The 23,978-nt window shown below is 64.6% G+C and carries 21 protein-coding genes; 10 read left to right on the forward strand and 11 right to left on the reverse strand.

What is annotated here, in order from left to right; all coding sequences use genetic code 11:
* Nucleotides 1–44: 44 nt before the first annotated feature.
* Nucleotides 45–1,706, reverse strand: a complete 1,662-nt coding sequence (locus tag IVA75_RS39305) for an electron transfer flavoprotein-ubiquinone oxidoreductase (protein ID WP_247291197.1) — start codon at nt 1,704–1,706, stop codon at nt 45–47.
* A 135-nt stretch (nt 1,707–1,841) separates the two neighbouring features.
* Between IVA75_RS39305 and IVA75_RS39310 the strand changes: the two genes are divergently transcribed.
* A complete protein-coding gene (locus IVA75_RS39310; RefSeq protein ID WP_027568605.1) occupies nt 1,842–2,651 on the forward strand; it encodes a uracil-DNA glycosylase in 810 nt (269 codons plus the stop codon).
* A gap of 124 nt (nt 2,652–2,775) precedes the next feature.
* Here IVA75_RS39310 and IVA75_RS39315 read toward each other — a convergent pair whose 3' ends face one another.
* The 4 genes from IVA75_RS39315 to IVA75_RS39330 all read right to left on the reverse strand — a co-directional run bounded on the left by IVA75_RS39315 (nt 2,776) and on the right by IVA75_RS39330 (nt 6,937).
* The gene (locus IVA75_RS39315; RefSeq protein ID WP_247291199.1) at nt 2,776–4,284 is read right to left on the reverse strand and encodes a glycosyltransferase family 39 protein; all 1,509 of its coding nucleotides are present in this window, start codon (nt 4,282–4,284) and stop codon (nt 2,776–2,778) included.
* A 98-nt stretch (nt 4,285–4,382) separates the two neighbouring features.
* Nucleotides 4,383–5,216, reverse strand: coding sequence for a ribonuclease HII (locus tag IVA75_RS39320; protein WP_247291201.1), 834 nt, complete (start codon nt 5,214–5,216; stop codon nt 4,383–4,385).
* Between the two features lie 77 nt (nt 5,217–5,293).
* A complete protein-coding gene (locus tag IVA75_RS39325) occupies nt 5,294–5,749 on the reverse strand; it encodes a VOC family protein (RefSeq protein ID WP_247291204.1) in 456 nt (151 codons plus the stop codon).
* 24 nt (nt 5,750–5,773) lie between these two features.
* Nucleotides 5,774–6,937, reverse strand: coding sequence for a PA0069 family radical SAM protein (locus tag IVA75_RS39330; protein ID WP_247291206.1), 1,164 nt, complete (start codon nt 6,935–6,937; stop codon nt 5,774–5,776).
* 211 nt (nt 6,938–7,148) lie between these two features.
* On the opposite strand from IVA75_RS39330, the gene IVA75_RS39335 reads away from it, so the two are divergent.
* The 4 genes from IVA75_RS39335 to IVA75_RS39350 all read left to right on the forward strand — a co-directional run bounded on the left by IVA75_RS39335 (nt 7,149) and on the right by IVA75_RS39350 (nt 12,662).
* A complete protein-coding gene (locus IVA75_RS39335; RefSeq protein ID WP_247291208.1) occupies nt 7,149–9,563 on the forward strand; it encodes a phosphoketolase family protein in 2,415 nt (804 codons plus the stop codon).
* An 8-nt stretch (nt 9,564–9,571) separates the two neighbouring features.
* Nucleotides 9,572–10,756 carry an acetate/propionate family kinase gene (locus tag IVA75_RS39340; RefSeq protein WP_247291210.1) on the forward strand — a complete coding sequence of 395 codons (1,185 nt, stop codon included), beginning with the start codon at nt 9,572–9,574 and terminating at the stop codon, nt 10,754–10,756.
* Nucleotides 10,757–11,097: 341 nt separating this feature from the next.
* Nucleotides 11,098–11,673, forward strand: a complete 576-nt coding sequence (locus tag IVA75_RS39345; RefSeq protein WP_247291212.1) for a glycosyl transferase — start codon at nt 11,098–11,100, stop codon at nt 11,671–11,673.
* Between the two features lie 62 nt (nt 11,674–11,735).
* Complete coding sequence (locus tag IVA75_RS39350; RefSeq protein ID WP_247291215.1) at nt 11,736–12,662, forward strand: helix-turn-helix domain-containing GNAT family N-acetyltransferase; 927 nt, start codon at nt 11,736–11,738, stop codon at nt 12,660–12,662.
* A gap of 269 nt (nt 12,663–12,931) precedes the next feature.
* Here the strand turns inward: IVA75_RS39350 and moaB are convergent, their stop codons facing one another.
* Together moaB and IVA75_RS39360 are read right to left on the reverse strand one after the other, a co-directional pair.
* Nucleotides 12,932–13,495 carry a molybdenum cofactor biosynthesis protein B gene (gene moaB / locus IVA75_RS39355; protein ID WP_247291221.1) on the reverse strand — a complete coding sequence of 188 codons (564 nt, stop codon included), beginning with the start codon at nt 13,493–13,495 and terminating at the stop codon, nt 12,932–12,934.
* 136 nt (nt 13,496–13,631) lie between these two features.
* Nucleotides 13,632–14,564, reverse strand: coding sequence for a neutral zinc metallopeptidase (locus IVA75_RS39360; RefSeq protein ID WP_027568595.1), 933 nt, complete (start codon nt 14,562–14,564; stop codon nt 13,632–13,634).
* 409 nt (nt 14,565–14,973) lie between these two features.
* Between IVA75_RS39360 and IVA75_RS39365 the strand changes: the two genes are divergently transcribed.
* The 3 genes from IVA75_RS39365 (at nt 14,974) to IVA75_RS39375 (ending at nt 17,371) form a co-directional block, all read left to right on the forward strand.
* Nucleotides 14,974–16,104: a site-specific DNA-methyltransferase gene (locus IVA75_RS39365; RefSeq protein WP_275992023.1), complete on the forward strand. Its 1,131-nt coding sequence runs from the start codon at nt 14,974–14,976 to the stop codon at nt 16,102–16,104.
* A gap of 121 nt (nt 16,105–16,225) precedes the next feature.
* The gene (locus IVA75_RS39370) at nt 16,226–16,552 is read left to right on the forward strand and encodes a hypothetical protein (RefSeq protein WP_027568594.1); all 327 of its coding nucleotides are present in this window, start codon (nt 16,226–16,228) and stop codon (nt 16,550–16,552) included.
* A 132-nt stretch (nt 16,553–16,684) separates the two neighbouring features.
* Complete coding sequence (locus IVA75_RS39375) at nt 16,685–17,371, forward strand: glutathione S-transferase family protein (protein WP_247291226.1); 687 nt, start codon at nt 16,685–16,687, stop codon at nt 17,369–17,371.
* 59 nt (nt 17,372–17,430) lie between these two features.
* On the opposite strand, the gene IVA75_RS39380 is transcribed toward IVA75_RS39375, so the two are convergent.
* A complete protein-coding gene (locus IVA75_RS39380) occupies nt 17,431–19,440 on the reverse strand; it encodes a methyl-accepting chemotaxis protein (protein ID WP_247359793.1) in 2,010 nt (669 codons plus the stop codon).
* Nucleotides 19,441–19,778: 338 nt separating this feature from the next.
* Nucleotides 19,779–20,222: a nuclear transport factor 2 family protein gene (locus IVA75_RS39385; protein WP_247291230.1), complete on the reverse strand. Its 444-nt coding sequence runs from the start codon at nt 20,220–20,222 to the stop codon at nt 19,779–19,781.
* Between the two features lie 90 nt (nt 20,223–20,312).
* Here IVA75_RS39385 and IVA75_RS39390 point away from each other — a divergent pair, with 90 nt between their 5' ends.
* Nucleotides 20,313–21,233: a LysR family transcriptional regulator gene (locus IVA75_RS39390; protein WP_247291232.1), complete on the forward strand. Its 921-nt coding sequence runs from the start codon at nt 20,313–20,315 to the stop codon at nt 21,231–21,233.
* 83 nt (nt 21,234–21,316) lie between these two features.
* On the opposite strand, the gene IVA75_RS39395 is transcribed toward IVA75_RS39390, so the two are convergent.
* Nucleotides 21,317–21,937 carry a glutathione S-transferase family protein gene (locus tag IVA75_RS39395; protein WP_247291234.1) on the reverse strand — a complete coding sequence of 207 codons (621 nt, stop codon included), beginning with the start codon at nt 21,935–21,937 and terminating at the stop codon, nt 21,317–21,319.
* Between the two features lie 128 nt (nt 21,938–22,065).
* Between IVA75_RS39395 and IVA75_RS39400 the strand changes: the two genes are divergently transcribed.
* Complete coding sequence (locus tag IVA75_RS39400; RefSeq protein ID WP_247291236.1) at nt 22,066–23,343, forward strand: flavin-dependent oxidoreductase; 1,278 nt, start codon at nt 22,066–22,068, stop codon at nt 23,341–23,343.
* Nucleotides 23,344–23,549: 206 nt separating this feature from the next.
* Here IVA75_RS39400 and IVA75_RS39405 read toward each other — a convergent pair whose 3' ends face one another.
* The gene (locus tag IVA75_RS39405) at nt 23,550–23,972 is read right to left on the reverse strand and encodes a PaaI family thioesterase (protein WP_247291238.1); all 423 of its coding nucleotides are present in this window, start codon (nt 23,970–23,972) and stop codon (nt 23,550–23,552) included.
* Between the last annotated feature and the right edge of the window lie 6 nt (nt 23,973–23,978).

A 23,978-nucleotide genomic window follows, 5' to 3' on the forward strand; every position in this document is an offset into this window, starting at 1 on the left:
TCACGTAATATTCGTCGCACTAGCCCGTGGCTTGCTGACCCCGCCTACATCGCCTCGTAGTTCGGACCGCCGCCGCCCTCCGGGGGAACCCAGGTGATATTGCCGTTGGGGTCCTTCACGTCGCAGGTTTTGCAGTGGACGCAGTTCTGGGCGTTGATCTGGAAGCGCGGACCCGAACCTTCCTCGATCCACTCATAGACGCCGGCCGGGCAATAGCGATTCGACGGACCTGCAAACACGTCATGCTCGGAGGTCTTCTGGAGGTTCATGTCCGTGACCTTGAGATGGACCGGCTGGTCCTCCTCATGATTGGTATTGGACAGGAACACCGACGAGAGCTTGTCGAAGGAAATCTTGCCGTCCGGCTTCGGGTAGGTCCTCGGCGCGTGGGTCTTGGCCGGATCGAGCGTCGCGCGATCGGGCTTCGCGTGCGACTGGGTGCCGAACAGCGAACCGCCGAACAGCGTGTTGCACCACATGTCGAAGCCGCCGAGCGCAACGCCGAGGACCGTGCCGAACTTCGACCACAACGGCTTGACGTTGCGGACCAGGAACAAATCCTTGCCGACCGAGGAGGAGCGCCAGGCGTTCTCGTAGTCGACGATCTCGTCATTGGCGCGATCGGCGGCAATGGCGGACGCAACGTGCTCGGCGGCGAGCATGCCCGTGCCCATCGCGTTGTGCACGCCCTTGATCCGGGGAACGTTGACGAAGCCGGCCGCGCAGCCGATCAGGGCGCCGCCGGGGAAGCTGAGTTTCGGGACCGACTGATAGCCGCCCTCGGTGATGGCGCGCGCGCCATAGGCGAGCCGCTTGGCACCTTCGAAGGTGGAGCGGATTGACGGATGGGTCTTGAAACGCTGGAACTCGTCGAACGGTGACAGATACGGGTCATCGTAGTTGAGATGCACGACGAAGCCGACGGCAACGAGGTTGTCGTCGTAGTGATAGAGGAACGAGCCACCGCCGGTCTTCAGATCGAGCGGCCAGCCAAACGAATGCTGGATCATGCCCTTCTGGTGCTTGGCGGGATCGATCTGCCAGACTTCCTTGAGCCCGATGCCGAATTTCGCCGGCTCGCTCTTGGTATCCAGCGCGAACTTCGCGATGAGCTGTTTGGTCAGGCTGCCGCGCGCGCCTTCCGCGAACAGCGTGTACTTGCCGAGCAATTCCATGCCACGGGTAAAGGAGTCCTTCGGTTTGCCGTCCCGGCCGATGCCCATGTCGCCCGTGGCAATGCCCTTCACCGCGCCCTGCTCGTCATAGAGCACCTCGGCCGCGGCAAAGCCCGGATAAATCTCGACGCCTAGCGCTTCCGCTTTGCGTGCCAGCCACCGGCAGAAATTGCCAAGCGAGCCGATATAGCAGTGATGATTGTCCATCAGCGGCGGCATGATGAAGTTAGGCAGCCTAATCGCGCCGCCGCCCGTCATCCAGTAGAAGCGGTCGTCCTTCACCTGGGTCTTCAGAGGACAATCGGAATCCTCGCGCCAGTCCGGCATCAGCTTGTCGAGCCCGGCCGGGTCGATCACGGCGCCGGAGAGAATATGCGCACCGACCTCGGAGCCCTTCTCCACCACGACGACGTTGAGATCGGCATTGATCTGCTTCAGCCGGATCGCCGCAGCCAGGCCCGAGGGGCCTGCGCCGACGATGACGACGTCGAATTCCATGGATTCGCGCGCGGGAAGTTCTTCGGTGCTCATCTGATCTCAGCCCTTGAGACGGTCCTTGGTCGATTGCGCCCTCTTGTTTCCGATTTTTCCGGGTAGGACAACCTCGGAAATGCGTTTCGCCGGGGTGCAAGGCGCCCCAAACTGGACTAATAGTCAGACTTTCCGATGATCCCAGAACCCGCACCCACGGTCCGAGAGCTTCTCGCCTTCTATCTGGAGGCCGGAGTCGATTGCACGCTCGCGGAGGAACCGATCGACCGCTTGGCGGAATTGGATGTTCCACCTCCGGCCCCGCGCGCGCCACCTCCGGTCGAGGCCCCACGGCCGGCCGCCGCCCCGGCAGTGTTGCGCGGCGAGGCGGCCCCCGCGCCCGACATCGCGATCGCCTCGGCGCGCGAGGCCGCACGCACCGCGCCGACCTTGGAGGCGCTGCGCGAGTTGATGCAAAGCTTTGACGGCTGCGCGCTGAAGCACACGGCGACACGGTTGGTTTTCGCCGACGGTAATCCGCAGGCGCGCATCATGTTCGTCGGCGAGGCACCGGGCCGCGACGAGGACATCGAGGGGCTGCCCTTCGTCGGGCGCAGCGGCAAGCTGCTCGACTTGATGATCGGAGCCATAGGCCTCAACCGCACCACCGCATACATCGCCAACGTGATTCCCTGGCGCCCGCCCGGCAACCGCACGCCGACGCCGCAGGAGACGCAAATCTGCCTGCCCTTCATCCAGCGCCAGATCGAGCTGGTGAATCCGGATGTGCTGGTGACGCTCGGCAATCCCTCGACGCAGACGCTGCTGTCGACCCGCGAAGGCATCATGCGCACCCGCGGCCGCTGGTTCGATTACGAGACGGGCGGGCGCACCATTCGCGCGCTGCCGACCTTCCACCCCGCCTATCTGTTGCGCTCGCCGTCGTACAAGCGGCTCGCTTGGCAGGATCTGCGCGCGATCGCGAAGGTGCTGGCGGGCGCGTGAGGAGGCGTACGACCTCTCCCCGTCATTGCGAGCGCAGCGAAGCGATCCAGAATCTTTCCGCGGAGCGACCCTGGATTGCTTCGTCGCAAGGGCTCCTCGCAATGACGACGGAAAGAGCGAGCGACTAAGTGCCCTTCGGCCGCACGATGGCCCAGCCGATGCGCAGCAGTTGCTGACGGCCGGTCACCAGCCATTCGAAGGCGCGCGGCACTTCCGGCACGATGCCGGGAAAGCGCGCGAGAATGTTCGGCGGCGGGGTGCCCGCGGTGTCGGAGGCACGCCAGACCACGACGCCGCCGGTCTCGCTGAATTTGGCCTGATTGATCCAGGGCGTGCGTGAGGGCTGGGCATCGATGAACAGATGCGGCCGGCCGGAATGCAGCGTGATCAAGCTCGCAAGCTGGGTCTCGCCGGCGACCGCGCGCAGGCGATGATTGGTGCGGCGGGCAAAGCTCTCGTCGAAGAAGTCCGAAATCGCGCGCGCCGGCATCGACGTCGCGATCTCGTTGGCACCGGTCCACGGCAGGAGCAGGACGGCGAGCACGACGCCGATTGCGGGCGCGATGACGGCGGCCGCCCAGACCATCCGCAGCATCCTCGCGCGGCGCATCGCGATGAGATCGCCGGCCCCCACGACCACGGCGAGCCCCGACAACACCAGCACGACGCCGGCGCCGCCCACGACGGCGTCGAGGCCAAGCAGGCCCGAGATCAGCACCGCGCCAAGCGCCGGCGCCAGCGCGAAGAAGCAGACGAAATTGCGCGCGAGCGGCTCGACCGACGGGCGGTAGATGATCGGCGCCTCCTCGCTCTTGGGAACGAACAGGCCGGTGTTGAGCACGGTCAGCGCCGGGATCGCCGCCGCGCCGAGCAGGAGCCCTCCGAGCAGCCAGGCCGCGTGCAGCGCGCGGGCATTGAGTTCGGCAACCTGCGGCAAGGCCGGCAGGACGAACGCCTCGGCGCGCATCAGCCAGACGGCATAGGGCAATGCCAGCACGGCGACCACCACGAGCGCAAACAGCGGGTCGAATGCGCGTAGCGTGCGGCGGCCATCCGCGGTTGCGAGCGCGAAGACGACGATCAGCAGCAGCAGGAAGATCGCAGCCGGCGTCGTCAGCAGCAGGAGGCCCGCCTCGATCGACCAGGCAAACCAGGCGTTGCCGCGGCGCTGTCCGATGATCTGCCAGGAATGCAGCAGCAGCAGTGCCCAGAGCGGCCGCGCCAGCACCAGCGGGCCGAAGTCGAGTACGGGCGAGGAGAAGGCCAGCAGCGTCATGGTCAGCAGCACGGCAAGCACTGCCTGCTGGGCGCCGACCACCGCGCGGGACAGATGATAGAGCGCGATGAAGGTCGCGACCCCACAGAGCTCCGCCAGGACGTAGACGCCGAACACGTGGCCGCCGGCAGCGCGATAGGCGATGTCGGCGAGCCAGACCGGCAAGGGCGGGCCCAAATCAGTGCCGACCTGGTATTCGCGGCCGAAGGCCAGCAGAGTCGCGAGGCTGCCGGGCGGGCTGCGATAAAACACCAGCGCCACGAACAGCCACATCGCGGCCTGGAGCAGCACGGCGATCCAGACGATCAGCCGCGGCCGCGCGCGAATGAGCTCGATGACCAGGGAGGTAAACCGCATGCAACGTCCGAAAGATGCAGCCAACCCGTGAAGCCGGCCCTATTCGCTCACGACTATTTTGATAGAGGGCGCGACGCGTCGTGGCAACCGAGTCTCGTCTAGAGATTTGCCGACGCGTCGATTTCCGAGCTCGTGTCCACCTGCAGCTCGATCTCGGTCACCGCAAACAGATCCTGCGCCGGCTCGACCGTCCACGGCATGTGCTTGGCGCGTGCGGCGGCGACGGGGGCGAAGAAGCTGCGGTGGTGGACGGTGGGGCCGAGGCGGTTGAGCGCATCGAGGTGCTCGGGCACGGCGTAGCCCTTATGCTGCTCGAAACCGTACCCGGGGCAGTCCTGAGCCAGCGCGCACATCAGGCGGTCCCGCGTCACCTTGGCGACGATCGAGGCCGCTGCGATCGACAGGACGATGCCGTCACCGCCGATCACGGCCTCGCAATCGCATGCCGTGTCGAGCCGGTCGCGGCCGTCGACGAAGACGTGCCGGGGCTGCTCGGGCAGCGCCACGACGGCGCGCTTCAGCGCCCACAGCGAAGCGCGCAGGATGTTGTCGCGGTCGATGCGGGCGCGGGAGGCGACGGCCACGGAGACCTGGGCGGTGGCGCAGATCTTGTCGAACAGCCTTTCGCGCTCCTCGGCGGTCAGGCGCTTGGAATCGTCGATGCCGCGCGGGATGCGGTCGGGATCGAGAATCACCGCCGCCGCCACCACCGGACCGGCCAACGGCCCGCGGCCGGCCTCATCGCAGCCCGCCACCGGCCAGACGCCGCGCTTGATCAGCGCGCGCTCGCGGCGGAAGCTTGGGGCAACGATGATGGCGCTCTTGGTGCCGGCCAGCGCCTTGGCGATTTTCGGCGCAGCCTTCTTGTTCTCAGGCGCAACCTTCTTGGGCGCGCCTTTGGCCGGCTTCTTGGCGGATTGATCCCGAATCATGGCCGGGATCGTGCGCAAGCGGCATGGCCTGCGCAACCGGGAACCTCGGACAATTCCCGTTATTCAAGTCAGTCGCCCTATTCCGCCAGATGCACCCGTCGGTCCTCGCCGACTTCGATGCCGGGCGCGACCACGACTTCCCAGGGATGGCCGTCAGGATCGGCGAAATAGCCGGAATAACCGCCGTAGTCGGTCTCATGCGCGGCCTTCAGCAGCGCGGCGCCCTTGCTGACGGCGAAGGCCAGCACTGCGTTCACCTCCTCACGCGCGCGGCAGTTCCATGCGAGCGTCATGCCGCGAAACGTCGATGGCCTCGGCTGATCCGGCAATTTGGCGTCGGCCGCGAGCTGATCCCAGGGAAATCGCGCCAGCACCGGACCGCCGGTGTCATAGAACGCCACGGCCTCGCCGGTCACCTTGAGCCGGCGCGAGAAACCAAGCGCGTCGTAAAAGGCAATACTGGCGCGGATGCCGTTCACGCCCAGCGTGATGACGGTAAGTCGCGGGATCGGAGCTGGCAGTTCCTTACTCATGCGACGCCTCTCCCACTTTGTCCCTCAGAACAGGCTGAGCTGATCGCCGTTCCGCTTCGGCTTGGCAAAATGATCCGTCGTCAGCTTGGAGCGCCGCTTGTTCAGCCCCAGCCTGTCGCAGGCGATCTCGAAGCGGCGACCGATGGTCCAGGCCATCGGGCCGGTGCCCTTCATGCGCTCGCCCCATTTCGCGTCGTAGTCGCGGCCGCCGCGCATGTCGCGGATCAGCGTGAAGACGTGGCGATAGCGGTCCGGATAGTTCGCCATCAGCCATTCACGAAAGAGATCGCGCACCTCGAGTGGCAACCGCAGCAGCACGTAGGAGGCTTCCTTGACGCCGGCATGGGCGGCAGCATCCAGGATGCGTTCGATCTCGGAATCGTTCAGCGCGGGAATCACGGGCGCGACCATGACGGTGGTCGGAATGCCGGCCTCGGAAAGCTGCTTCAGCGCCTCCAGCCGCTTCGGCGGCGTGGACGCCCGCGGCTCCATGGTGCGCGCCAGCTTCGGATCGAGCGAGGTCACGGAGATGCCGACCTTGGCGAGGTTGCGTTTGGCCATGCGCGCGAGAATGTCGATGTCGCGGGTCACCAGCGCCGACTTGGTGACGATCCCGACGGGATGGCCGGCGCGCTCCAGCACCTCCAGAATGCCGCGCATGATTTTGCGCTCGCGCTCGATCGGCTGATAGGGATCGGTGTTGGTGCCGATCGCGATCATCCGCGGCTCGTAGCCCGGCGCCGCAAGCTCCTTCTCGAGCAGCGCCGGCGCCTCGGGCTTCACGAACAGCTTCGACTCGAAGTCGAGCCCCGGCGACAGGCCGAGATAGGCATGCGTCGGCCGCGCGAAGCAATAGACGCAGCCGTGCTCGCAGCCGCGGTAGGGATTGATCGAACGGTCGAAGCCGATGTCGGGAGATTCGTTGCGGGTGATCACCTTGCGCGAGGCGTCGATCCCGACCGTGGTCTTGAACGGAGGCAGTTCGTCAAGGCTCTGCCAGCCATCGTCGAATGCGACGCGCGCCTCGGCCTCAAAGCGGCCGCTGGCGTTGGACTGCGCGCCCCGGCCTCGCCTGCGCTGGCGGTCGATGGCGACCGCCAGCTCAGGGAAGTCAGAAGGCGCACCCGCCGGCTCGGAGGGCGCCGTGACCGGCGGGTGCTTGAGAGCATGAGAGGATGCTGGACTCATGAAGCCAAGATAGCACGTCGAAGGAACAAATCAAGAACACAAACCAAAAACGTGAAAACAACCCCATGCACAGTAGAGTTGCCCAAACTTCGCGCGCCTGCTTTTGACCTCACGCAACAGTGGCGTCACGGCGATCTCGTTTGATGCTGCCGAAGGATCGATCTAGCCGGAACTCGGTTGGTGACGATCCCGGGTGAAGTTCGGCAGGAACATGACAAATCAACAACAATTGGCCGCAGCGAGCAGCGACCTCAATCTGCTCGACCGCTATTGGCGCGCCGCGAACTATCTCTCCGTCGGGCAGATTTACCTGCTCGACAATCCGCTGCTGCGCGAGCCGTTACGGCCCGAGCACATCAAGCCGCGTTTGCTCGGCCATTGGGGCACGACGCCCGGTTTGAACTTCATTTATGCCCATCTCAACCGCGTCATCCGCGCGCTGGACCTGAGCGTGATCTATGTGTGCGGTCCCGGCCACGGCGGCCCCGGCATGGTCGCCAACACCTATCTCGAAGGCAGCTACAGCGAGATCTATCCCGATATCTCGCGCGATACCGACGGGTTGCGCAAACTGTTCAGGCAATTCTCCTTCCCCGGCGGCATCCCGAGTCACGCGGCGCCGGAGACGCCGGGCTCGATTCACGAAGGCGGTGAGCTCGGTTACGCGCTGGTGCATGCCTATGGCGCGGCATTCGACAATCCCGACCTGATCGTCGCCTGTGTCGTCGGAGACGGCGAGGCCGAGACTGGCCCGCTCGCGGCGTCCTGGCACTCCAACAAGTTCCTCAATCCTGCCCATGACGGCGCGGTGCTGCCGATCCTGCATCTCAACGGTTACAAGATTGCCAACCCAACCGTGCTCGGCCGGATGCGCGACGACGAGATCCGCGATCTCTTCCGCGGGCTCGGCCACGAGCCGCTATTCGTCGAGGGCGACGATCCGAAATTGATGCACCGGGCCATGGCGGACGCGCTCGACGTCGCGTTCGCCAGCATCCGGTCGATCCAGCAGCACGCCCGCGACGGCCGCAAGAGCGTCGAACGCCCGCGCTGGCCGATGATCGTGCTACGCAGCCCGAAGGGCTGGACCGGCCCCAAGGAAGTCGACGGCAAGAAGGTCGAGGGTTTTTGGCGTGCACATCAGGTGCCGGTCGCGAACTGCCGCGACAACCCGGCGCATCTGAAGATTCTCGAAGACTGGATGCGCAGCTACGAGCCGGAAAAGCTATTCGACGCGAACGGCGCGCTCGTTGCCGAGCTCCAGGCGCTCGCGCCCGAAGGCAATCGCCGCATGGGCGCCAATCCGCACGCCAATGGCGGCCTTCTGAAGAAGGAGCTGAAGCTGCCGGACTTCCGCAGCTTCGCCGTCAAGGTCCCTCAGCCGGGCGGCATCGTGGCGGAGGCAACCCGCGAGCTCGGCAAATTCCTGCGCGACGTCATCCGCCTCAACGCCGAGGCCCGCAACTTCCGCATCATGGGCCCGGACGAAACCGCCTCAAACCGGCTCGATGCGGTGTTCGAGGCCACCGAACGCGTTTGGATGGAGCCGACAAAACCTTACGACGTGCATCTCGCCCAGGACGGACGCGTGATGGAAGTCCTGAGCGAACATCTCTGCCAGGGCTGGTTAGAGGGCTACCTGCTCACGGGCCGGCACGGCTTCTTCTCCTGCTACGAGGCGTTCATCCACATCGTGGATTCCATGTTCAACCAGCATGCCAAATGGCTGAAAGTGACGCGGCATCTGCCGTGGCGACGCCCGATCGCCTCGCTCAACTATCTGCTGACATCGCATGTCTGGCGCCAGGACCACAACGGCTTCAGCCATCAGGACCCCGGATTCGTCGATCTCGTCGCCAACAAGAAGGCCGATATCGTCCGCATTTACTTCCCACCGGACGCCAACACGCTGCTGTGGATCGCCGATCACTGCCTGCGCACCTATGACCGCATCAACGTCATCGTGGCCGGCAAGCAGCCGGCGCCGCAATGGCTGTCGATGCAGGAGGCAGCCACGCACTGCGATGCCGGCATCGGCATCTGGAGCTGGGCCGGCACGGAAGACGCGAATGGCGAGCCCGATGTCGTGATGGCCTGCGCCGGCGACGTGCCGACACTGGAAACGCTCGCCGCCGTCGACCTGCTGCGCAAGGCGCTGCCCGAGCTGAAGATCCGCGTCGTCAACGTCGTCGACCTCATGACGCTGCAACCCAGGGAACAGCACCCGCACGGCTTGTCCGACCGCGACTTCGACGGCCTGTTCACGCGCGACAAGCCGGTGATCTTCGCCTATCACGGCTATCCCTATCTGATCCACCGGCTGACCTATAACCGCACCAACCACGCCGGCATGCACGTGCGCGGCTTTGCCGAGGAAGGCACCACGACGACGCCGTTCGACATGGTCGTGCTCAACGAGCTCGACCGCTATCACCTCGCGATCGAGGCGATCGAGCGCGTGCCGGGGCTCGCGACCAAAGCGGCGCAGGTGAAGCAGCAATTCCGCGACAAGCTGATCGAGCATTCGCGCTATGTGCGCGAATACGGCGAGGACATGCCGGAAATCCAGGAATGGGTCTGGCAGAACAGCGCCGGCGGCAACACGCCGGCGGAGGCAGGCGACTGACAGCAGCCATGTTGAACACCGTTCTCGTTCTCAACTCGGGATCGTCGAGCATCAAATTCGGCCTGTTCGAGATCTCGGCGGCCGAGCCCACCCCGCTCTGCAAGGGCCTGCTCGACGAGCACGAGACGAAGCCGCGGCTCGTCGTGAAGAGCCCCGCGGGCGAAGACCTGTTCCAGCAAGGGAGGGAAGCATCGGATGCGGATAGCGATCATCTGTTCGCCGACATGCTCGGCTTCATCGAGGATCGTTTCGGCGACCATCGCTTGCGCGCCGTCGGCCATCGCGTCGTCCATGGCGGTCCGGACTATTCCGCTCCGATCGAGCTGACAGACGATGTCACCGCAAAGCTGGAGGCGTTGACACCGCTGGCGCCGCTGCACCAGCCGCGGTGTCTGGCGCCGGTCCGCGCCATAAGGGCGATCAGGCCCGACCTGACGCAGATCGCCTGCTTCGACACCGCTTTCCACCACGGCATTGCGCCGCCCGCCAGCCGCTTCGCCATTCCGCGACGTTATGAAGAGCGCGGAGTCCGGCGCTACGGATTTCATGGCCTCTCGTTCGAATATGTCGCGCGACGGCTCGCCCGAATCGCGCCGCAGCTCGTGGCGAAGCGCACTGTGATCGCGCATCTCGGCAATGGCGCGAGCCTGTGCGGCTTGCGCGACGGCCGCAGCATCGACACCACGATGGGACTGACGCCGCTCGACGGGCTGGTGATGGGCACGCGGTGCGGCAGGATCGACCCGGGCGTGCTGCTCTATCTGCAACAGCACGAGAAGATGTCGGTCGACGATGTCCAGCACCTGCTCTACCACGAATCGGGCCTGCTCGGCGTCTCCTGCATCGCGTCGGATATGCGGACGCTGCTTGCGAGCAGCGAAGCTGCGGCACGGGAGGCGGTCGAGCTCTTCACCTTCCGCGCCGCGCAGGAGGTGGCGGCGATGGCGACGACGCTTGCCGGGCTGGACTGCCTGGTCTTCACCGGCGGCATCGGCGAGCATGCCAGGGAAATCCGCAGAGCGATCGGTGAGCGTCTCGATTGGCTCGGTGTGCGCATCGATGCGGCTGCGAATGATGCGGCGCGCGAGCGCATTAGCGGTGACGATAGCGCAGCCGATGTCTTCGTCATTCCAACGAATGAGGAACTGATGATCGCACGACATTGTGCGGCGGTGCTACGAACAGCAGGTTGACCGGCGTTCATTCGAAGACCTCGTCAGCAGCGTGATTGCACGTTTTTCCCGCTCTCGCGCTCGTCCGCTATCGCGTCCTTCCTCTTGCGGGATTGCGAACGGCCGGCCCGCCGCGCAATATTACGGCTCACCTCCGGATTAATACGGAGAGGATAGGCTGGGGCCGACACATTGGCGATATCGTGGCCCGTACGGGACAAATTTGGATGCGACAGCCGCGGCGGTTTACCATCGTATACCGAAGCGTGGCCGGAAAGTTGCACTCGGCAGCGCCACATGTTTTATGACGCCCTGATAATGAGCTACGCTTCTCCCGAAGTGTGGACACTGAAGCCTCAATCATGCTGAGCGTCATCATTCCGACCGAAGGCGTCGAGCAGACGGCGGTCGCAACTCTGGCCGCGCTGGTACCCGGTGCCGCCGCAGGCATCATCCGGGAAGTGCTCCTCGTCGATGGCACCCGCAATGGGGTCATCGAGCGCGTTGCCGACGTCGCGGGCTGCCGTTTCATCGGCTTCGAAGGATCCACGCAGGGCGCCGCGCTTGCCGCCGGCGCACTCCAGGCCCGTTCGTCCTGGCTGATGTTCCTCCCTGCGGGCGCCGTGCTGGAAACCGGCTGGATCGAGGAAACCGCTCAGTTTATCCAGTCCGTCTCGACCAGCGGCCGGGATCGTGCGGCCGTCTTCCGCTATGCCCGCTCACCCTACGCCGATGCCGGCTTCCGCGATATCCTCTGGGCTCTGATGCGCAAGCTCGTCGGTCCCTTCGGCGATCAGGGACTTTTGATCGCGCGTGATCACTACGACCGCATCGGCGGCTACCCGCCCCAAGCCCGCCGGTCCGAGGCGCGGTTGCTCCGGCGGCTCGGCCGCTCGTCGCGGATCATGCTGCGCAGCCGGATCGTCATGGTCGGCTGAAGCACTTCAATACTTGCCAAAGTCAAATAATTATTTGACAATGGCAAGTATCGAGGTGAGCCATGTCAATTAACGGTACCGAGGACCACGTCGCAGCGGTTCGCGCCTTCAACCGCTTCTACACCCGCAAGCTTGGCGTGCTCGACCAGCACCTTGGCAAGAGCCCGTTCTCGCTCAGCGAGGCCCGCGTGCTCTACGAGCTCGCACAACGGGACGACCTTGCCGCAAAGGAGATCGGCAACGAGCTTGGCCTCGACCCCGGCTATCTCAGCCGCATCGTGCAGAGCTTCGACGAAAAGGGGCTGATCACCCGCAGGCCCCTGCCCGCGGATCGCAGGCAATACCAGCTCAGCCTCACTGCCAAGGGGCGCCAGAGCTTTGCCAAGCTGAACCTGGGCTCGCAAAACGAGGTCGCCGCAATGCTGGCTCAGCTTTCGGCCAGCGATGCAACGCGGCTCACGCAGGCTATGGCGACCATCGAAGCTGTGCTGGAGCATCGAAACCAGCCCGCGGCTTTCATGCTGCGCAGCCATCGCGTCGGCGACATGGGCTGGGTCATCTCCCGACAGGCCGCCGCCTATGCGGCCGACTACAACTGGGATATCAGCTACGAGGCCCTGGTCGCCGAGATCTGCGCACAGTTCATCAAGAACTATGACGCCGCGCGCGAGCACTGCTGGATTGCGGAAGTGGATGGCGAGCCGGTCGGCTCGATCTTTCTGGTCAAGGCCACGGACGAGATTGCCAAGCTGCGCCTGTTGCAGGTGGAGAAGAAAGCGCGGGGACTCGGTGTCGGCCGCGCGCTGGTCGAGCGATGCATCCAGGGCGCACGCGAGAGGGGCTACAGCAAGATGACGCTGTGGACGCAAAGCATCCTGGTCGCCGCGCGGGGCATCTATCAAAGTGCAGGCTTCAACCTCGTGAAGACCGAGCCGCATCACAGCTTCGGGCAGGATCTGATTGGGGAAATGTGGGAGCGGGATCTCTGACGCTTCAACAGCGGGCGAGATGCGCATAATATGTGCCCTCGCCCCTTGCGGGGGAGGGCAGCGACGCTGGTAAACACAAGCTCACTTGGGTGAGGGGTTGTCTCCGCAAGCATCTGTGCAAATGGACAGAGACCCCTCATCCGGCACCATAGCCGAAGCTTCGCTTCGGCGTTCCTTAAGAACGGCGGCAGAAGGCCGCCTATGCCACCTTCCCCCACATCCGCCTTCGCTAAAGCTTCGGCGGACATGAGGGGAGAAGGAATGTCCAACTACACCGTCGAGCCCCGCGCCTTCGTCCGGCGCAGGTGCTCGTCCAGCCGCGGCATGATCTCGACGAAATTGCAGGGACGCGTGCGGTAGTCGAGCTGGGCTTTGAGGATGCCGTCCCAGCCGTCGCGGCAGGCACCGGGCGAACCTGGGAGGCAGAAGATGTAGGTTGCGCCCGCGACGCCGGCCGTGGCGCGGCTCTGGATCGTCGACGTGCCGATCTTGGCGTGGCTCAGCATGTGGAATGCGATCGAGAAACCGTCCATGCGCTTCTCGAACAGGGGCTCGATCGCCTCCGGCGTGACGTCGCGCCCGGTGAAGCCGGTGCCGCCGGTGGTGATGACGACGTCGACGCCTGCGTCCGCAGTCCAGCGGCGGATGACGGCGCGGATCGCCTCGACGTCGTCGGTGACGATCTCGCGCGCGGCGAGATGATGGCCAGCCGCAAGGAGACGGTCGGCCAAGGTCTGGCCGGATTTATCATCCGCGAGCGCGCGCGTGTCCGAGACGGTGAGCACCGCGATGTTGAGCGGGACGAACTGTTTTGTTTCGTCGATGGAGGTCATTGCAACGCACCTTCTTTCCCCGCCCACTGACGTCATCCTGAGGTACGCGCTCTGGCGCGCCTCGAAGGATGGGCCACGGGCTCGCCATCCTTCGAGGCTCGCCAATTGGCGAGCACCTCAGGATGACGGATAACCCCTACTGTCCGCCACCAAACGTGTTGCAGGCCTGGACGGTGCCCTGCTGGTAGCCGGTCATGAACCACTGTTTGCGTTGCGCGGCCGAGCCGTGGGTGAAGGAATCGGGCACGACGCGGCCTGTGGACTGGCGCTGCAGCGTGTCGTCGCCGATCGCGCTCGCCGTGGTGAGTGCGGCGTCGATGTCGCCCGGCTCCAGGAAGTTCGGCCGCTTCTTCGCCTCGCGATTGACCCAGACACCGGACAAGCAGTCGGCCTGCAATTCGACCTTCACCTGGAGCGCATTCGACTCCGCCTTGCTGCCGGCCTGCTGCTGCAGGCGCGTCACGCGCGGAATGATGCCGAGCAGGTTCTGGATGTGATGGCCGGCCTCATGGGCGATGATGTAGGCGGTGGTGAAGTTACAGGCGGACTTGCCGGAGCACCCGCGAAAACGCGTCTCGACCTCGCGGAAGAAACCGGTGTCGAGGAAGATGGTCCTGTCGGGCGGACAATAGAATGGTCCCATCGCCGACTCCGCCCGGCCGCAGCGCCCGCCATTGGTGACGTTGCGGAACAGCACGACCTTCGGACCGGTAAAGGACTGGCCCGAGGCCTGGAATATCTCGCTCCAGCGGTCGTCGATCTCGCCGAGGATGCCGGAGATCATGCTGCCCATCTCGTCGGTCGGCGCGCCGCGCTTGGCCGAGGTGGACTGGCGATCGGTCTGGTAGGACGGCGCCTGGCCGCCGCCGGTGAGGATCTCGGCGCCGCCGATCAGGATGCGCGGATCGATGCCGAAGGCGTAGCCGACCAGGCCGAGCACGATGATGGTGCCGATGCCGAGCCCGCCGCCGCCCATGGGGAGGCCGAACCCGCCTCCTCCACCGCCGCCGCCACCATCGTCGCGACGATCCTCGATGTCGTCGCTGCGGCGGAAATCATCGTAGCGCATGGCGGCTTCCCTCGGTCCTGGCTGGCATCATTGGGCGCAAAGGCGGCAAAGCTCAACGCACCATGCAGGTAAAATTTCCATTGCGTTAATCAATATCCCGCTCGGCAATTATTGCCTAGTGCGACAGCATGGCAATGCCAGCAATTTTTTCCGGGCATCGAGCAATTTTTTCCGAGAGGAATTTCGAGTCTTTTTGCGCTCCGATCACAGCCGCAACGCGAAGAAACACGAAATACACTGCAAAACACGGCGAATGCGCGGAGCGAACCGCGTGCAAGGCGCGATGTGAGAGCTATTCACGAAAGCGGCGGATTAAGTCGATTTTTACTTTGCCGCTTCAATGTAACGGTCAGTCGGTTGTTTGGTCCCGCGTCGCCGACAGCGTCGCCTGAGTCAGAGTTCTTGAGTCATGGTAGAGTCGCGTCGCGGGGCGTCTGCAAGGGCGCCCCGCACAAATTTTGAGTCTCCTTCGCACAGCATCGTCCTCGGCGATTGCGTCGCAGAGATGTCGAAGCTTCAGGCTGGTTCGGTCGACCTGGTGTTCGCCGATCCACCCTACAATCTCCAGCTCAAGGGCGATCTCAAGCGCCCCGACGAATCCCATGTCGATGCGGTCGACGACGACTGGGACAAGTTCGATTCGTTCTCCGCCTATGACGATTTCACTCGCGCCTGGCTGCTTGCCGCCCGCCGCGCGATGAAGCCGTCGGCGACGATCTGGGTGATCGGCTCCTATCACAACATCTTCCGCGTCGGCGCGATCATGCAGGACCTCGGCTTCTGGCTCCTGAACGACATCGTCTGGCGCAAGACCAACCCGATGCCGAATTTCCGCGGCCGTCGCTTCACCAACGCGCACGAGACCATGATCTGGGCCGCGCGCGACGAAAAGGCCAAGGGCTACACCTTCAACTACGAAGCCTTGAAAGCCGCCAACGAGGACGTGCAGGCACGGTCCGACTGGCTGATCCCGCTCTGCACCGGCGAGGAGCGCCTCAAGGGCGCCGACGGCAAGAAAGTGCACCCGACGCAGAAGCCGGAAGGCCTGCTCGCGCGCGTGCTGCTGTCGTCCTCCAAGCCCGGCGATCTCGTGATCGATCCCTTCAACGGCACTGGCACCACCGGCGCGGTCGCAAAGCGCCTCGGCCGCTCTTATATCGGCTTCGAGCGCGACAAGACTTATGCGAAAGCCGCACAAGCGCGCATCGCCGCGGTCGAGCCGCTGCCGGAGGCAAGCCTCGCCCCGTTCATGACGGCGCGCGAAGCGCCGCGGGTTGCGTTCTCCGAGCTGATCGAGCGTGGCATGATCATGCCCGGCACCAAGCTGTTCGACGCCAAGAAGAAGTTCGGCGCGCTGGTCCGCGCCGACGGGGCCATCATGTTCGGCGACAAGGTCGGCTCCATCCACCGCATGGGCGCAGTGGCGCAAGGCGCGCAAGCCTGCAACGGCTGGACCTTCTGGCACATCGAGACCAAGAAGGGTCTCAAGCTGATCGACGAACTCCGCGCCGAAATCCGCGCCGGCATGGCGGCGGGGTAGCCTTCCTTTCGTCATCCCGGAGCGCGCCTCTTGGCGCGGCCCTGGAATCACGAGACTGGTTGAACACAGCGGCCGGCGGGACTAGATTGACCGCCTGCGCCCCGTCCCGACCGGTCCTCCCATGCGACGACAGTCCGAGACATTGCTGCTGGTGCCGCTGCTGCCGATCTTTCTGCTCGGCATGTTTCCGATGTTCCTGATCGCGCTGCTGGGATTTTTCGGCCTCGCCTTGTTCGGCGTGCTCGTGGTCTGTGTCGGGCTCGCCAGCAGCAACGAGGCCCATGACAGCTTCAATCACGACGTCATCGTTCACGGCTACGCGCGCGGATCGGAGCGCAAGGCGCGAGCTTCCGACATGCATATCGCTACCCGGCTCGGGCTGCGCCTGGAGGTCGTGGGCGCGGCCATGGTCATTACGGCGGCGATCGGCCTTTGTTACGCCGGCTGATCTGCGTGGCGCGCAGATACCGCCCGGCAAACTCGCCGGTTGCCCTCCCCGATAAGGTTCAGGCAAGACAAGGCCGCTTGCGGACATGTTGCTGCCTCCACTCTCAGCCAACAAACACAGGGGAGATGCCCGATGCTCAAATTCTATTTCAATGGCTCGCCGAACCCGACCAAGGTCGCGCTTTATCTCGAAGAGTCGGGCCTGGCCTTTGAGCCGGTGAAGATCGACACCCGCAAGGGCGAGCAGTTCACGCCGGACTATCTGAAGATCAATCCGAACGGCAAGGTGCCGGCGATCGACGACAACGGCACCATCGTGTTCGATTCCAACGCCATCCTGCTCTACCTGGCCGAGAAGACCGGAAAATTCCTGCCGGCCGCCAATTTTCGCGGCGAGATGCTGTCATGGCTGATGTTCGTCGCCACCGGCGTCGGCCCGTATTCGGGCCAGGCCGTGCACTTCAAGCATTTCGCGCCGAAGGACCAGAACCACGACTACGCGCATAACCGCTATCAGTTCGAGACCGATCGTCACTACAAGATTCTCGACGGTCACCTCGAAGGCCGCCGCTACATGGTCGGCGACAGCTATTCGATTGTCGACATGGCGCTGTGGGGTTGGGCACGGATGTTGCCGTTCAAGCTCGGCGACGATGCCTTCGCGCGATACCCGAACGTCAAGCGGCTGGTGGACGAGGTCACGGCGCGGCCTGCGGCGACGCGCGCGATCGCTCTGAAGGACAAGTTCACCTTCAAGGCGGAGATGGACGACGAGGCCCGCAGCAACATGTTCAAGCACATGACGACGAAAGTCGCCTGATCGCGTCCGGTCACAACGCGAGGCCACGCGCATGCGCGTGGCCTTTTTGCTTTTGAGGCTCAGGCGGCGTGGACCGAGCTCAGGAAGTTGGCGACTTCCTGCTTCAGGCGGTTGCTGTCGGCCGACAGCGAGCGTGCCGCCGAGAGCACCTGCGAAGAGGCCGAGCCGGTCTCGGAAGCCCCGCGCTGCACGTCGCCGATGTTGGACGACACGAGCTGCGTGCCCTGGGCCGCCTGCTGCACGTTGCGGGAGATCTCCTGCGTCGCCGCACCCTGCTCCTCCACGGCGGCGGCAACCGTCGACGAGATCTCCGACAGTCGCTCGATGGTGCCGCTGATCTCCCTGATCGAGCCGACCGACTCCTCCGTCGCGGCCTGGATGCCCGAAACCTGCTGGGCGATCTCACCGGTGGCCCTCGCGGTCTGCTCGGCGAGCGCCTTGACCTCCGAGGCGACCACGGCAAAGCCACGGCCGGCTTCACCCGCGCGCGCCGCCTCGATGGTGGCGTTCAGCGCCAGGAGGTTGGTCTGGCCGGCGATGGTGTTGATCAGCTCGACCACGTCGCCGATGCGGGCTGCAGCCTTGGAGAGCTCGCTGACGCGCGCGTTGGTCTTGCTCACCTGACCGACGGCTTCGCCCGCAATGCGCGCCGATTCCTGCACCTGGCGCGCGATCTCCGTCACCGAGGAGGACAACTCCTCGGTCGCGGAGGCCACCGCCTGCACATTGGCCGAGGCTTCCTGGGAGGCGGATTGCACTTCGGTGGAGAGATCCTGAGCGCGCCTCGCGGTTGCGGTCAGGGTGCCGGCCGAGCCCTCGAGTTCGTGCGATGCCGAGGATACGGTATCGACGATTTCGCCCACCGCCTGCTCGAACTGGCTGGCGAGCCGGGCCATGTCGGCCTTGCGGCCTTCGGCCTGCCGGGCCTCGGTTGCGGTCTGCTCATGGCGCAGCCTTTCGGTCTCGATCATGTTGGTCTTGAAGACGTCGATCGCCTTGGCCATGTCGCCGATCTCGTCGGCCTTGCCGCGCGAAGGGATCTCGACGGCGAGATTGCCCCCGGCAAGCAGCCCCATTGCGCGCGTCATCGAGGTCAGCGGCCCCACGATGCTGCGGGCGGTCAGGAAGGCGACGATCAGTCCGAACAGGACGGCGAGGCCGCCCGCAATCGCCTGGAGCGAGGTCGTGCCGTCGATCACAGCATCGGCCGCGGTGCGCGAATCCTTGTAATCCGTCTTCAAGGCCGTTTCCGTGACCTTGAGCTTGGCGATGCTGGCGGAGATGAGCGGTGCGAGATCCTTGTGGTAGATCTCGTCGGACCGCAGCATCGCGGCGGAGGTCGTTTCGAACGCGGATTTGTAGATACCGAGGGCGGTCTTCACGGGCGTCAGAGACGAGCGAAGGTCGGCCGCCTGCGGGCTCCTTTCGACGGCTGCGAGCCGCTGCACCGCCCTGTCGACATTGGTTCTGAAGGCGGTGGGGCCGTTGGTGTCGCGCAGAGCGAGGAAGCGCCAGTTCGCGATTCGAACCAGCAGGACCCGGGATTCGAGGTCCGCGACGAGCGACACCGTGTCGTCGTCGGCGGCGGCGCGGGCCACATCGACCAGCTTGGCCATCTTCACCGTCAGCTCTTCGCCGCTCGGCAACAGCGTCGCCTTGCCGGTCCGCGCCTCGTTGACGGCGTCGCCGAGACTGTCACGCAGGCTTTTCATTTTGGCGATGTCGTCGATCAGATCGTTGTAGAGCTTCCGCCGCTCCTCCGAGAGGGTGCCCTTTGCTCCAAGCTGTAATAGCCCCGTCGCCGCGGTCTCTCGCTCGGCAGCCTCCCGCATCGCAGGCTCGTTGGCGTCGTAAATGTAGCGCAGATTGGCCCGCTGGATGGCCTGAAAATGGGTCGATATCTCCAGGACGCGCGCCGTGCTGTCCGACAATTTGGAGAGTTTTTCGACCTGATCCTGAACGGACCGCAAATTCCAGATGGCGACCACCGCCATCACAAGACCAACCGCCACCAAGGCCATGAAACCTGCGTACAGGCGTCCCCTGATCCGCAAACGAAAACTCGGCATTCCCACTGTCCACTCAGAAGCATGTCAATTCGGGCGGACGAACAACTCCGGCGATTTATCGGGCCACCCCGGCAGCCGCGGATCGCGTTGTTCGCGACCCACGCTGCACCGCGACACAATGGGGGACACTCGTTAATTGAACCTTCAAATTTTTCGCGCGCGCATGCGTCAGACGGCACAAGATCTGCTGATTTTATCGGCAGGTGAGCAAGTTTTTGGCGAGAGGCCCGCAGCGCCATGCAGGCCGCTGCAGCTGTTCGGCCTGCGCCAGACCGACACGCCCCTCGCCGACCGCGGCGGATGGCACCGGTCGACGGACGCGACGCCGCTCGATCCGCTCAGCTCGCGGCCCCCACGAGCGTTTGCGGAAACGGGCCGAGGGCCTTCTCGGTCAGCACAGAGTCGCAATATTCCCGGATCTCCTTGATCTTGCCGTCCTCGAGACGAAACACGAGGCAATAGTCGTTGTCGTAGCGCACGCCTTCGGGCGTGACGTTGTCGCCCTTGGCTTCGACGACGACGACATCGCCGTCGGCGGTGAAGCGGTGGGCGACCGTCCGCGTCCGGTCGACAAGACGGGTCCGCACATAGGCGTGCAGGTCGTTGAGGATCGCTTCTTTGCCCGAAAAGGTGCGCGACCAGGAGTACTGGCCGGTCACGATCCATTTGGCGTCGTCGGCAAGGCTTTCGGTGAACAAGGCGCGGTCACGTGCAGCCGGATCGCGGCTGGCGGCGGCGGCAAAGATATCCTGCATCAGCTTCTTGTTGGCGCTCGCGCTCATGGCGGCATCTCCCTTTGTGAGAACATCGAGATCATCGCCGCCGCCTCTAAATTCTTCAAATCGATAGTGGATATGATATCTATTCGCCTCATGAATTTGAATTCGCTCGACCTCAATCTCCTGACCGCGCTCGACGCGCTGCTGCGCGAGGCCAACGTCAGCCGCGCCGCCTTGCGGATCGGGCTGTCGCAGCCGGCGGCCAGTCATGCGCTCCAGCGTCTGCGCGACATCTTTCGCGATCCGCTCCTGGTCCGCACAGGCGCGCGCATGGAGCTGACGCCGCGGGCGCAAGCCTTGCGCGCGCCGCTGGCGCAGGCGCTCGACCAGGTGCGCGGGCTGTTCCTATCGGACGAATTCGACGCGGCGCGCAGCGAGCGGCAATTCCGACTGATGATGCCGGATCTCGCGGTAGAGCTGTTGATGCCGCCCTTGATGGAAAAGGTGACGCAGGCCGCCCCCAATGTCCGAATCGACGTGGTGCCGTGGCGGGGACCGGCGATTTTCCACGCCGAGTTCGCCCGCACCATCGATCTCGTGATCTCGATCGGCAACGCCTTCAAGGGCTTTCACCGCCAGCTGCTCTACACCGACAGCGACGCGCTGGCGGTGCGGCGCGGCCATCCCGTGGCTGCGAAGCTGAAACGGCGCGAGATGTTCCTGGCCGCACGCCATGTGGGCGTGATCATCCGCGGCCAGCCGGAGGACCTGATCGACACTTGGCTGCGCACCAAGGGCATCGACCGGCACATCGCTCTCGTCGTCCCAGGCTATCTCGAAGCGCTGCACGTCGCCGCCCGCACCGACCTCGTCGCCTTCGTGCCGCGCCGGCTGATCGCGGCGCTGTCCAAGCAGCTCGGCCTCGTCACGGTGACGCCGCCGCTCGACCCCGGCATCGACGAGCAGTTCATGTTCTACCCGACCCGCGCGCAGATGGATCCGGGCTCAATCTGGTTGCGGCGGCTGATGCTGGAGACGGGACGGGAATTGGAGAAGAAAGGGCGCGCTGGGTAAGACGCAACTTCAAAGCAAATGGTGTCGTCCCGGGTCTGCGCTTACGCTTGCCCGGGACGACAAGGGAATATGTTCCCGCGCTGCTACGCCTTCTGCGCGTCCATCACCTTGCGCACGGCGGGGCGGTCGGACATGCGCTTGAAATGATCGGCGATCTTCGGCGTCGCGTTGATGTCGACGCTATCGCCTTCGAGCCAGGTCGACAGGGTGTAGAGATAAGGATCGCAGATCGTGAACTGCTCGCCCATCACCCAGGGCCCCTTGTACATCTTCTGCTCGATCAGGGCGAAGCAGGCCCCCATGGTCTTCGGGATCATCTCCTTCATGTCGGCGAACGAGCTTTCTTCGCTCGCCCAGCGTGCGCCGCGCATCTTGTGGGCATGGTTGATGTGCACGGTCGAGCAGAGGTAGGAGTTGAACGACTGCACCTGCGCGAAGTCGAAGGGATCGTCGAGCGGCGCGAGCTTCGCCTTGGGGAAGGTCTGCGCGAGATAGGCCAGCATCGCCGGAGTCTCGGTCAGGACGCCGCGATCGGTCACCAGCGCGGGCACGCGGCCTTTCGGGTTGATCGCGAGATACTCCGCGCTGTTCTGCTGGTTGGTCTTGAAGCTCAGCCGCTCCGCCGCGTAGTCGGCGCCGGCTTCTTCCAGGGTGATGTAGGTGGCGAGCGCGCAGGTGCCGGTGGCGTAGTAGAGCTTGAGCATGTCGGACCTCATGGGAAAGCCGGAAGGTAACGGCTGCGGGCCCCGAGGTCCATAGCACGAACTTCTCTTCGCAGTTGCCCACCGGCGCCCGGCTGTGCCAAGACGCCCCGAGTTGGAGGGGCTTTCCCATGACCGTACTCATCGCCGGTGGCGGCATCGGCGGGTTGACGCTTGCGCTCAGCCTGCACGGAATCGGCATTCCCGTAAAAGTGTTCGAGAGCGTCGCCGAACTGCGGCCGCTCGGCGTCGGCATCAACGTGCTGCCGCATGCGGTGCGCGAGCTGATCGAGCTCGGCCTGATGGACAAGCTCGATGCTAGCGGCGTGCGCACCCGCGAGCTTGCCTATTTCTCCAAGCACGGCAAGCCGATCTGGAGCGAGCCGCGCGGGCTGGAGGCCGGCTATAAATGGCCGCAGTTTTCGATCCATCGCGGCACGCTCCAGCAATTGCTGCTCGACACCGCGATCGAGCGCCTCGGCCGCGACAACATCCTCACCAGCCATCATCTGACCGGCTGGAGCGAAACCGCCGACGGCGTGCGCGCCGATTTTATCGACAAGGCCACCGGCAAGGCCGCGGGGACTTACGACGGCACGATCCTGATCGCCGCCGAAGGCATCCATTCCGCCGCGCGAGAAAAACTCTATCCCGACGAAGGCCCGCCGATCTGGAACGGCCGCATCCTCTGGCGCGGCGTCACACCTGCAAAGGCCTTCCTCAGCGGCCGCACCATGATCATGGCCGGCCACGAGATCCTGAAATTCGTCTGCTATCCGATCTCGAAGGAACCTGACGCCGCGGGCAACCATCTGATCAACTGGGTTGCCGAGCGCCACATGCCGCCGACCTATCAATGGCGGCGCGAGGACTATAACCGCACCGCGCGCCTGGAAGAGTTCTTGCCCTGGTTCGAGAGCTGGCAGTTCGACTGGCTCGACGTGCCGGGCCTGATCAAGAACTGCCCGCACGCCTATGAATATCCGCTGGTCGATCGCGATCCGGTGTCACAATGGACCTTCGGCCGCGTCACGCTGATGGGCGACGCCGCACATCCGATGTACCCGATCGGCTCCAACGGTGCCTCGCAGGCGATCCTCGATGCCCGCACCATCACCCGCGAGATCCTGGCGCACGGCCCGACGCAAGCGGCCCTGCTCGCCTATGAGGCGGAGCGGCGGCCTGCAACCACCAGTCTCGTCCTGCTCAACCGCAAGAATGGCCCGGAGCAGGTGATGCAGCTCGTCGAGGAGCGCGCGCCGGATGGCTACAAGGTCGTCACTGACGTGCTGTCGCAACAGGAGCTGGAGGATGTTGCCGCCAACTACAAGCGCGTCGCGGGCTTCCAGGTCGAAGCGCTGAATGCGAAGCCGCCGATCGTGAGCGCGGGTGCGCGCGCGACGAAATGAGTATTCGCACCAAGCGAGACGCACGTTGATGCGCCCTCGCCCCTTGCGGGAGAGGGCAGTGACGCCGGCAGACGCAAGCTCACTTGGGTGAGGGGTCTGTCTCCGCGAGTCTAACTCTCATTTGAACTCGCCGAGACAAACCCCTCATCCGGCGCTTCGCGCCACCTTCTCCCGTAAGGGGAGAAGGAAAAAAGAGTGCGCGGCAGCTATTTGCTCACCACCCTCGCCGCCTCCAGCAACCGCTCGCTCGCGCTTGCCGTCGCCAGCAGCGTGCCGTCTTCCGCCGTCAGCTTTGCCTCGACGAACGCAATCGTCCTGCCGAGCTGCGTCACCTTGGCTTCACCGATGATCGGTCCGGGCTTTGCGGGCGCCAGGAAATTCACGGTCATGCTGATGGTGGTGGTGTAGAGCCTGCCCTCGCTCATCACCAGCACGGCGGGGCCCATCGTGTCGTCGAGCATGGCCGAGAGCATGCCGCCCTGGATGAAGCCGGCCGGATTACAGAACTCCGGCTTGCCGTCGAAGGCGAGCTTGATCCAGCCTTCCCCGGGACGGGCATCGAGCAGGCGCCACCCCAATAGCTCGGCACAGGGCGGCCTGGGAAAGTTGTCGAGCGCGGTCTTGATCATGCGAGC

This window comes from Bradyrhizobium sp. 134, assembly GCF_023074155.1.
Taxonomy (GTDB): Bacteria; Pseudomonadota; Alphaproteobacteria; order Rhizobiales; family Xanthobacteraceae; genus Bradyrhizobium.